General features: G+C 65.7%; 10 protein-coding genes, 1 tRNA gene and 1 pseudogene. 5 read left to right on the top strand and 7 right to left on the bottom strand.

Annotated features, from left to right (window positions below):
- Window positions 1–297, top strand: a pseudogene (locus tag AB0313_RS11025) (hypothetical protein); the annotation flags it as partial.
- Between the two features lie 79 nt (window positions 298–376).
- On the opposite strand, the gene AB0313_RS11020 reads toward AB0313_RS11025, so the two are convergent.
- Complete coding sequence (locus AB0313_RS11020; protein ID WP_366305520.1) at window positions 377–1,198, bottom strand: LysR family substrate-binding domain-containing protein; 822 nt, start codon at window positions 1,196–1,198, stop codon at window positions 377–379.
- Here AB0313_RS11020 and AB0313_RS11015 point away from each other — a divergent pair.
- A complete protein-coding gene (locus AB0313_RS11015; RefSeq protein WP_141944755.1) occupies window positions 1,161–1,562 on the top strand; it encodes a DUF5997 family protein in 402 nt (133 codons plus the stop codon). The two genes, AB0313_RS11020 and AB0313_RS11015, sit on opposite strands and share 38 nt — an antisense overlap.
- Window positions 1,563–1,653: 91 nt before the next feature.
- Here the strand turns inward: AB0313_RS11015 and AB0313_RS11010 are convergent, their stop codons facing one another.
- Together AB0313_RS11010 and AB0313_RS11005 are read right to left on the bottom strand one after the other, a co-directional pair.
- On the bottom strand, window positions 1,654–2,034 hold the full coding sequence (locus AB0313_RS11010) for a VOC family protein (protein ID WP_141944757.1): 381 nt from the start codon (window positions 2,032–2,034) through the stop codon (window positions 1,654–1,656).
- A 16-nt stretch (window positions 2,035–2,050) separates the two neighbouring features.
- Complete coding sequence (locus AB0313_RS11005; protein WP_366305508.1) at window positions 2,051–2,608, bottom strand: NAD(P)H-dependent oxidoreductase; 558 nt, start codon at window positions 2,606–2,608, stop codon at window positions 2,051–2,053.
- A 190-nt stretch (window positions 2,609–2,798) separates the two neighbouring features.
- Here AB0313_RS11005 and AB0313_RS11000 point away from each other — a divergent pair, with 190 nt between their 5' ends.
- Window positions 2,799–3,407 (top strand): hypothetical protein, encoded by a 609-nt coding sequence (locus AB0313_RS11000; protein ID WP_366305506.1) that lies wholly within the window; start codon window positions 2,799–2,801, stop codon window positions 3,405–3,407.
- Between the two features lie 60 nt (window positions 3,408–3,467).
- Window positions 3,468–4,076: a hypothetical protein gene (locus AB0313_RS10995; RefSeq protein ID WP_141944763.1), complete on the top strand. Its 609-nt coding sequence runs from the start codon at window positions 3,468–3,470 to the stop codon at window positions 4,074–4,076.
- Window positions 4,077–4,097: 21 nt separating this feature from the next.
- On the opposite strand, the gene AB0313_RS10990 is transcribed toward AB0313_RS10995, so the two are convergent.
- Window positions 4,098–4,580, bottom strand: a complete 483-nt coding sequence (locus AB0313_RS10990) for a pyridoxamine 5'-phosphate oxidase family protein (RefSeq protein ID WP_141944765.1) — start codon at window positions 4,578–4,580, stop codon at window positions 4,098–4,100.
- 66 nt (window positions 4,581–4,646) lie between these two features.
- Window positions 4,647–6,092, bottom strand: coding sequence for an NAD(P)/FAD-dependent oxidoreductase (locus AB0313_RS10985; protein ID WP_366305503.1), 1,446 nt, complete (start codon window positions 6,090–6,092; stop codon window positions 4,647–4,649).
- Between the two features lie 81 nt (window positions 6,093–6,173).
- Here AB0313_RS10985 and AB0313_RS10980 point away from each other — a divergent pair, with 81 nt between their 5' ends.
- On the top strand, window positions 6,174–6,905 hold the full coding sequence (locus AB0313_RS10980; RefSeq protein WP_366305501.1) for a TetR/AcrR family transcriptional regulator C-terminal domain-containing protein: 732 nt from the start codon (window positions 6,174–6,176) through the stop codon (window positions 6,903–6,905).
- A 4-nt stretch (window positions 6,906–6,909) separates the two neighbouring features.
- Here the strand turns inward: AB0313_RS10980 and rlmN are convergent, their stop codons facing one another.
- The gene (rlmN, locus tag AB0313_RS10975; protein WP_366305499.1) at window positions 6,910–8,142 is read right to left on the bottom strand and encodes a 23S rRNA (adenine(2503)-C(2))-methyltransferase RlmN; all 1,233 of its coding nucleotides are present in this window, start codon (window positions 8,140–8,142) and stop codon (window positions 6,910–6,912) included.
- 208 nt (window positions 8,143–8,350) lie between these two features.
- Window positions 8,351–8,433: transfer RNA gene (locus tag AB0313_RS10970), tRNA-Leu, on the bottom strand.
- Between the last annotated feature and the right edge of the window lie 309 nt (window positions 8,434–8,742).

Here is an 8,742-nt window from a genome sequence, read left to right as displayed (position 1 = left end):
GCCGGACTCATCGCCTTCGGCGCCGGCATGCTGATCTCCTCCCTGATCCCGGCCAGCGAGAAAGAACGCGAAGCCGCGGACCAACTCAAAACCGCAGCCCAACCCCTGGCAACCCAGGTCACCGACGCCGCCAAAACCGTCGCCCAGGACCTCAAGGAACCCGCCCAGGACGCCATGGAAAACGTCAAAGCAACCGCCACCGACGCCACCCAAAACGTCAAAACCGAAGGCCAACAAGCCGCCACCGACGTCAAAGACCACGCCACAGACGCCAAAGACAACATCCAAAACACCTAGCCTGCGTGGCTAGCCAGTAACACCAGCGAAGCCGGTTCCGCACCCTGCGGGCCGGCTTCACTGCTGCCCGAAGACGGGGCTAGCGTTTCCCCTTTTTCCGTGAACCCCGTCCGCGGCCCTTGTCCGGGTTGGGCGCGTACCGCTGCGCCACCTTGGGGCCTTTTTTGGTGCCGGTCCCCCTGCGGTCGGGCTTGGGCTCCTTCTTCACCGTTGCCGGCTGGGCGGAGGGCTGGCGCGAGCTCTGCGCGGTGCGCCCGCGAACGATGCCGATGAACTCCTCGAGCACCTCGTCGGTGGCGTCCGTGGGCCACGCCAGCGCAATCCCGGTGCCGCCCGCGCCTGTCAGCCTGCGTACCACGGTGTCCTTGACATTGAAGTGGCGGGCCACGGACATGGGAAGGATCACCAGCCCGGCGCCCGCAGCAACCACCTGCAGAGAAGCCTCCGGGCCGCCCAGGGCCGCGACGTCAAGGAAGGATTCCTGGTCAAGGTCGGCAAGGGCCACTTCCTCGAACACCGAGATCTCGTGGCCCTTCGGAGCCACCACCACCGGTTGCTCCTCATAAAGGGGTATGAGGCTGAGACCCTCCCGCTCCACGGGAAGGCGGACAAATCCCATGTCGGCGCTGCCGTCGCGGAGGCCGCCAAGTTGGGCGCCGTCGTCGACCATAAATGCCTGGAGGGGAATATTGGGCATCCGTTCCTCCCACCGGCGGATCCACTTGCCCGGCGTTACCCCTGGCACATAGGTAATGCGGAGCACCCGCGGCGCAGCCTCCTCAGGCGCGGCTTGGGCATCAGTCGTGGGGGAATCGTCAGCGGGCACGTCTTCACAGTACCCGCCGCCCGGATACCCTTGAAGCATGACCTCTGCAAACTCCCAGTCCATGAAGCCGGCCACCGTAGCCAAGAAACTTGGCATCTACCTGCCGGCAGCTCCGCAGGAGTTCCAGGATTCAACCATTACCCGCGAGGAATTCGCCGAGCTCCAGGCCAACCCGCCGGAATGGCTGGCGGAACTGCGCCGCAACGGCCCCCACCCCCGCCCGGTTGTCGCCCAGAAGCTGAATGTTTCCATCAGCGGCCTTGCCCGCGGCGGGGTTGAGGAAGCGTTGACGACGGCGGAGATCACCGCGCTGCTCCAGGCTCCCCCACAGTGGCTGGTCACCGAGCGGGCCACGCACGCGGCCGTCCGCGCCGAAGCCCAGCGGGTCAAGGAGGAAGCCGCAAAGAAGCAGGCCAAGAAGGACCGCGCCCAGGCCTGATAGCCCGCAGCCGCATTGCAGAAGCTTGTCCGCCCCTCAGGGCCTTGAAGGTCCGGATGCGCGAACAACGCTTCTGTTGCATCGCGGACCGTTAGTCCTGGTGGATCTGCACGTAATTGCCGCAGCCGTCGTCAAACACGGCGCTGGTACCGAACGGATCCGAGGTGGGCGGGATCTTGAAGCTGACGCCGGCAGCCACAAGCCGGTCATACTCCGCCTGCACGTCCGGAACCCCAAAAACGATGGCGGGCAGCCCGGCCTCGCGCACGGCGTTCATATAGTCCGCGCCGATCGGGTTGTCGCTGGGCTCCAGGAGCAGCCCAACTGAACTGTCGTCCGCTCCCGGATCCTTGATGATGTACAGGTTGTGTTCAGGCATCGCCATGAGCGTGTCGAAACCCAGGGTCCCGGTGTAAAAGGCATGGGCGGCCGCGGGGTCCTTGACGTGGATGCTGCACATTTTGATTCGCATGCTTCCACGGTACCCGTCAGCCCCTGACGGCCTGCAGGGCTGCCGACCACGAAATCAGCTGGTCGAACAATGCCTGCAAAGCCTGCTCCGCGGTCTCGGAGGGGGTGAAGGCTGCGTAACCCTGGAACTCCGTGGCGAACGGCAGGGATACCTGGGCCCGGACGTCGGCCATCTGGAGTTCGGCCGCAATAAGCCTGAGGTGTTCCACGGCCCGGATGCCGCCGGCGCTCCCGTAGCTCACAAAGCCGGCAGCCTTGTTGTTCCATTCCGCGTACAGGAAGTCCAGCGCGTTCTTCAGGGCGCCGGGCACAGAGTGGTTGTATTCGGCAGTGACAAAGAGGTACCCATCAAACCCGTTGACGGCCGCGGCCCACCGTTTTGTGTGTTCGTGCTGGTAGTTGCCCCGGGACGGCGGCATTGGCTCGTCCAGGAGGGGAAGATTGAAATCCGCCACGTCGAGCAGGTCAAAGGTGGCACCGCCGCGTTCCCTCGCGCGCCTGAGTACCCAGTCCGCCACCTGCCTGCTGTGCCGCCCGGGTCGGGTGCTGCCCGCCACTACTGCGATCTTTACCATGACCGTCCTCCTTTCCGGACAGGACCATGGACCTGTGGGTGGAAGGCCCATATAAAGCAAAATGCCCGGGCTGCGTGCTTTTATTCCGGCGCACCCGGGCATTGACCCCCCTGTTGGAAGGGGGTCCAATGGAAAGGACCAGCCCGGGCTTTCCGGCCGGGGCTATGGCGCCCGGAGGTGTGCGATGGCAATGGCTGAGTCCCTGTTCCACGGCGCTTGGGTGGTGCTCCTGTGCGGCCCGGTGTTGGTGGCAAGCGTGGCCGGCACGGTGTTCGTTGTCCGACGCCGGATGCTGGCTCCCGCGGGCAGTTCACCGGATGAAGCTCCGGACCAGGTGTTCTGGGACCTTTTCCTGGGCGCCTGCGTGGCCATCCCCGCTTTGTTGATCCCAGCACTGGTATCGCCGTGGGCCGGACTGGTCCTGGCGGGGGCCGGCACTGCTGCGGGAATTGCCGCCCACCGAACAACCCCCAGGTTCCTTGCCCGGCGTGCCGCCCGGCGTGAACAGCGGCAGCAGCGTTCAGTCCACCAGGCTGCCAGGGCGCAGCATGATGAACTCATGGTCCGGTGGCGGCGTTACGAACTTGATCCCGCCTACAGCATCGATTATCCGGCGCTGACCGACGTCCGGCTGCCTGAAACGTCTGCGCTGATCAAGGCCATGCGGACGGCGGACCGGCTGCGGGAGGCGGCACACCAGGGCTACCCGGAGGCCGTCGGAAGCCTGGCCGCGTCCCTGGCGGCAGCCGAACGGGCGGCGGGAATTCCGTCCGCGCTGCCTTTGGAGCAGGGTGCCTGAGGTTAAGTGCCGTGTCGGCCGGGTTGCGGCCGCCCCGCAGGCCGGCGGTAGCATCCCAGGATGAAGCCTGAGGAATTGCCGGTCCATGACGAGTACGGCCGGCTGCTGGAGGACCGCGGGGTCTGGCGGCAGGCCACCACCCTGGAGGCTGCCGGTGAATTGACCGCCCGCTGGCTGGAGGGCGGCAGTTCCTATCAGCCGGGGCATTTGGCCGCCGCGTTCGACGACGAGACCAGGCCGATCGCCCCGGCGCTGGCCGGGCTGAACCGCAACGGACTGTTCACCAAGGAATCGCAGCCGGGAATCCTCGCCGAGGGGGCGGCGCAGCGTGAATACGTCACCGGTTTCTGCAGTGCAGGGGTTGCTGGCCAGTTGCTGGCGCTGTCCACCCGCACCGAGCTGGTTTCCGTTGGCCATGCGCCGGGCGAAGCCAGCAGCGCCGCCATCCCCGTGACGCTGGCAGGAGCTGAAATCACTACCGTGCTTGGCTCCAGCGAGAGTCCCGTGGAGGAGGCACAGATCCGGGACTGGGCGGAGGAGACCAACGATGCCCTCGCCCTGCTGCTCGCGGATTCCTGGTATGTGGAAATCCTGGATCCGGTGTGGGGACGGAGCGGGGTGCTGTTTCCGGCGGTCCTGCAGGCATTGAAAGGGGCGGAGCAGCCTTAGCCGCCCCGCCCACCGTCCGTACTACAGTTCCACGGTGCCGCTTTCGCCGACACTCATCCGGTCATGGGTGACCTTGGACTTGACCCATTGCAGGACGGTGGCGGCTGTGCCGCCCGGGCTGGTCCAGTACTCAGCGGAGTCCGAGTCGATGTGCAGCAGGCACACCTCGGGGGTGTCCGGGCCGTCCGGGAACCAGGCTTCAACGGCCTGGTTCCACAGCTCGCGGATTTTGGTCCGGTCCGTGACTACCTGTGCGGTCCCGGCCACGGACACCCACTCGGTGTTCTTGCCAAAGGAGACGTTGACGCGCGAATCAGCCCGGACATGCGCAACCTGGGAGGTGCCAAGGCCCGTGAAGAACCACATGTCGCCGTCGTCCTTTACCTCCTGGACGGCCAGGGGCCGGCTGACGAGGGCGCCTTCTTCGTTGATGGTGGTGACCATCCCGATCCTGGAATCGTTGATGATCTCCGTAACCTTGCTGATGCTCTGGGCGTCAGTCATGCCTCACCTCGTTCGTCTGAAGTCGGGGACGCTCCCCGCCGCCAGCCTATTAGTAAGCATGCTTATTTACCAGCCGGCGGTCACCGGAATCTTTGCCACCTCGGCGATCCGGGCGGCCGTGATGCGGCCCATGCGGATTGCCCCGTCCACGTGCTGGTACCCCTCGGCCGCAAGGTCGGAGGAAGACCAGTAGATGGGACCAACCGGTGCGTGCTGGTCCTTGCCGTAGCGGTGGAGGCCGCCCAGGTCGTAGCTGGCAGCGTACGCGCCGCGGGTCCATTCCTCCGAGCCCCAGTCGGACTCGTAGTAGACCTCCGGCGTCAGCGCCTCCTCACCGAGGTAGCCGGCGATGGATTCCAGGATGGCTTTTTTGCGGTCTTCGGCGGACAGCTCGAACATGGCGTCGGCCTTCTCGTCCGAGATGAAACCCACCAGAGTGCCGCGCGGGTCGCCGTGGTTGGTGTTGTCGTAGACCTCCTGGACCAGGGCGTCGGCGCCGAAGCCTGTCCCGGACAAGCCCTTATCGCGCCAGAACGGGGTGCTGTAGACGGCGTGCACCTTGATGACCAGGCCCAGGGACTGGTGCTGGTGCATCTGGTGCTGCCGGCGGGGCAGCGGCGGGTTATAGGAGACACGCGAGTAGAGGTTGGGCGGCACGGCCATGATCACGAAGCGGGCGTTGACCGTGGCTCGGTCCGATTCGACGGTGGTGCGGTGGCCGCCGTCGCCGTCCGGCTCCCAGTTGATGGTGCGCACCGGCGAGTTGAGGACGACGTCGCCACCCAACTCCTGCGCCTGCAGCAGGGAGACCTGCTGCATCCCGCCCACTACGCGCCGGTCCAGGATGAAATCCTCGTCCGTCAAGTGGGTGAACGAGCCCGCGGAGGCGGCCATCAGGATTGCCTGAAGGGCGGAGAAGGAGTGCGCCGGCTTTGTGAGCATGCCGCCGGCGATGAACAGGCCGATGTTCTTGCAGGCTTCCTCGTTGGTTGAGTTCTGCCGCAGCCAGTGATGGAAGGAAATGGTGTCCAGCTCGCGGGCCTTGGGGTGCGCCCACGGCTCTGTTGGTCCGATCTCGGCGGCGAGACCGTCCAGGAGGGCCACAAGACGGTCCATTTCGACGGCGGTCGGGGCGTCCACGGGAAAGGTGTCGCCCGTGTAGCGAATGGGTGAGCCGTCGGTGCCAATGTAGATGGACTCCCCGTCGCGGTAGCGCGGGTAGGTCTCCAGGTTCAGTTCCTCCAGCAGCTCCAGGAGGGCGGTCTGGTCCGGGGAAACCCACTGGCCCCCGATTTCGAGCATGGCGCCGTCCACCGTGTCCGTCCAGGTGCGGCCACCCACGCGGTCGCGGGCCTCGAGCACGGCTACGGTGAGGCCGGCCTTCTTCAATTCGCGGGCGGCCGTGAGTCCGGACGGCCCGGCTCCAACGACTACGACGTCGCGGTTCAGGTTCAGCATGATGTCCTCTCTGCGGCCCTTCGTGACAGGAACCACTAAATGAATGTCATTCATTTATTAGAACTATAACCGGTGCCTGGCAGGAGCGGAAGTACCGGGTGGAATAATGCAGGGGACGTCAACGAAAGGGCAGCAATGCCGGCAGTATCAGCCGCACGGGGACGCCCCACCAGCAACGGGGCAGGGCAAAAAAGGCGGGCCGGACGCCCGTCGGCGGCGGTGCTGGACAAGTCGGGAATCACGGCGGCAGCGCTGGAACTGGCCAGCCGCAAAGGCTATGAAGGGCTGACCATGGCGGCCCTGGCCAAGGTCCTCGACGTGGCGCCGTCCGCCCTTTACAACCATGTGGCCTCAAAGCAGGACGTCCTGCTTCTGGTGGAAGACCATCTGATGTCGCTCGTGGACGTTTCAGCCTTCGCGGCCGGAAATTGGGAGGACGCGGTCCGCACCTGGGCCTGGAGCTACCGGAACGTCTTCGCGGAGCACACTCCGCTGATCCCCGTCATTGCAGTCCTGCCGGTCACAAACGCGCCCCAGACGCTGGCCATGTATGAGACCGTCAGCAAAGGCTTTTCCGACGCCGGCTTCCCGCAGGAGCGCATCGTTCCCGCGATCGTGGCGCTGGAGTCGTTCATCTTCGGGTCTGCGTACGATGTCACGGCGCCGGAGGACATCTTCGAGTCGGGTTCAATGGCCGGCGCCACGCCCTATTTCACCGCAGCGGTGCGGAGTTCGGCCCGGGACGCGGATCCTTCCGGTGGGCGCGCTGAAGCCAACGCGCAGGAGCTGGGCCGCCCGGCGGACACGGCCTTCAGGATGGGACTGGAGGCCTTGATCTCCGGGCTGGGGGCGCTGCGGGGCCGGTAGTCGCCTAGCTCTCGGCCGCCGCGAGCTGGCCGCAGGCGCCGTCGATTTCCTTGCCGCGGGTGTCACGGAGGGTGCAGGGCACCCCGGTGGCACGGAGCCGCGCAATGAACTCCTGTTCCACTTCCTTGTCCGACGCAGTCCAGATGGACCCCGGGGTGGGGTTGAGCGGGATGGGGTTAACGTGCACCCAGCCGCGTCCGCGCTGGTTCAGCTTCTTGCCCAGGAGGTCTGCACGCCAGGGGTGGTCATTCATGTCCTTGATCAAGGCATACTCGATGCTGACCCGGCGGCCTGTCTTTCGGTAGTAGTCGTAGGCGGCGTCGAGCGCTTCATCCACTTTCCAGCGGTTGTTGACCGGAATCAGCTCATCCCGGAGCTCATCGTCGGGGGCATGCAGGGACAGCGCAAATGTGACCGGCAGGTCCTCGTCCGCGAGCTTGCGGATGGCAGGGACAAGGCCGACCGTAGAAACGGTGATGTTCCGGGCCGACATTCCCAGGCCTTCAGGCGAGGGGTCCACGAAGCGGTGCAGGGCGGCCATCACGCGCTTGTAGTTGGCCAGCGGCTCCCCCATGCCCATGAACACGATGTTGGTGACCCGCTCGTCGTCGTGCTCCTTCGGGCCCAGCTCGCCTGCCGCGATGACGCGGTTCGCAGCCACCACTTGGTCAACGATCTCCGCTGTGGACATGTTGCGGGTCAATCCGGCCTGGCCGGTGGCGCAGAAGGGACAGTTCATGCCGCAGCCGGCCTGCGATGAGACACAAAGGGTGATGCGGCCCGGGTAGCGCATCAGGACGGACTCCACCAGGGCCCCGTCGAAGAGCCGCCAGAGGAACTTGATGGTGTCCCCTTTATCGGTACGGTTTCGCCGCACCTCGGTGAGCAGCGGCGGGAACATCTGGGAGACCAGCTCCTCACGGCCTGCCTTGGGCAGGTCGCTCATGCGCTCCGGATCCACGGTCCAGTGCTGGAAGTAGTGCGTGGAGAGCTGCTTGGCACGGAAAGCCGGGAGGCCAAGCTCCTTCAACTTTTCACCGCGCTCCGCCAGGGTCATGTCGGCCAGGTGAACCGGCGGTTGCTTTACCCGGGGGGACGCGAACTGGAGGAGCGGACGGCCTTCGACGGTACGGGCCTGCTCCCAGCCCTCGGCGGTGGGCACGACCTGCGGGCGGGCACCGGCGGCTTCCCGGGGCGCGCGAACAGGATTTCCAGAAGGAGAAGTGGGGGAAGTCATCCCCTCTATCATCCCATGGCGGTCAAACCGCCGCCCATCCTGCCGGGCGACGCCCCGCCGTCGTACACACGGCGAGGCGCCAAAGCACCCGCCAGCGGACAAACCACCAGGGAACGCGTGGGTGCGACGTCCGGCCCGCGGTGCAATTTGTCAGATGCCGGAAACGCAAAGGAGCCCCGGTCCTAAGACCGGGGCTCCTTCATCTGCGTGCGCGAGGGGGGATTTGAACCCCCACGCCCTTTCGGACACTGGCACCTGAAGCCAGCGCGTCTGCCGTTCCGCCACTCGCGCGCAACTTCTTCCACTCAGCCGGACCGTTTTTCTGCATCCGTGCCTCGTAAAAGCAGCGAGATCAAGCATAACGGACATGAGCGGGAAATTACCAATCGGCCTCCACCAGCCCTCTGTGACAGTGTGCAGAGTGCGCAGAAACCGTAAGGAAGCGGGGGCCGGGCAGGACCATTGGCAGCAGCAGGATGGCGTGCCGGCGGCCCACGCCACTGCCGGAATCGGGCTTTTGCGGGCGGCCGGCCGTTGCGGATTAAGGCCATTCACAGAGGTGGCAAGTAGTATCGGATGTAGGAGCGGGCACTGCCGGCG

It is taken from the genome of Pseudarthrobacter sp. NPDC080039, from assembly GCF_040702335.1.
Taxonomy (GTDB): Bacteria; Actinomycetota; Actinomycetes; order Actinomycetales; family Micrococcaceae; genus Arthrobacter; species Arthrobacter enclensis_A.
Note: the sequence above shows the minus strand (reverse complement) of the source record. Positions and strands in the feature narration are given on the sequence as shown.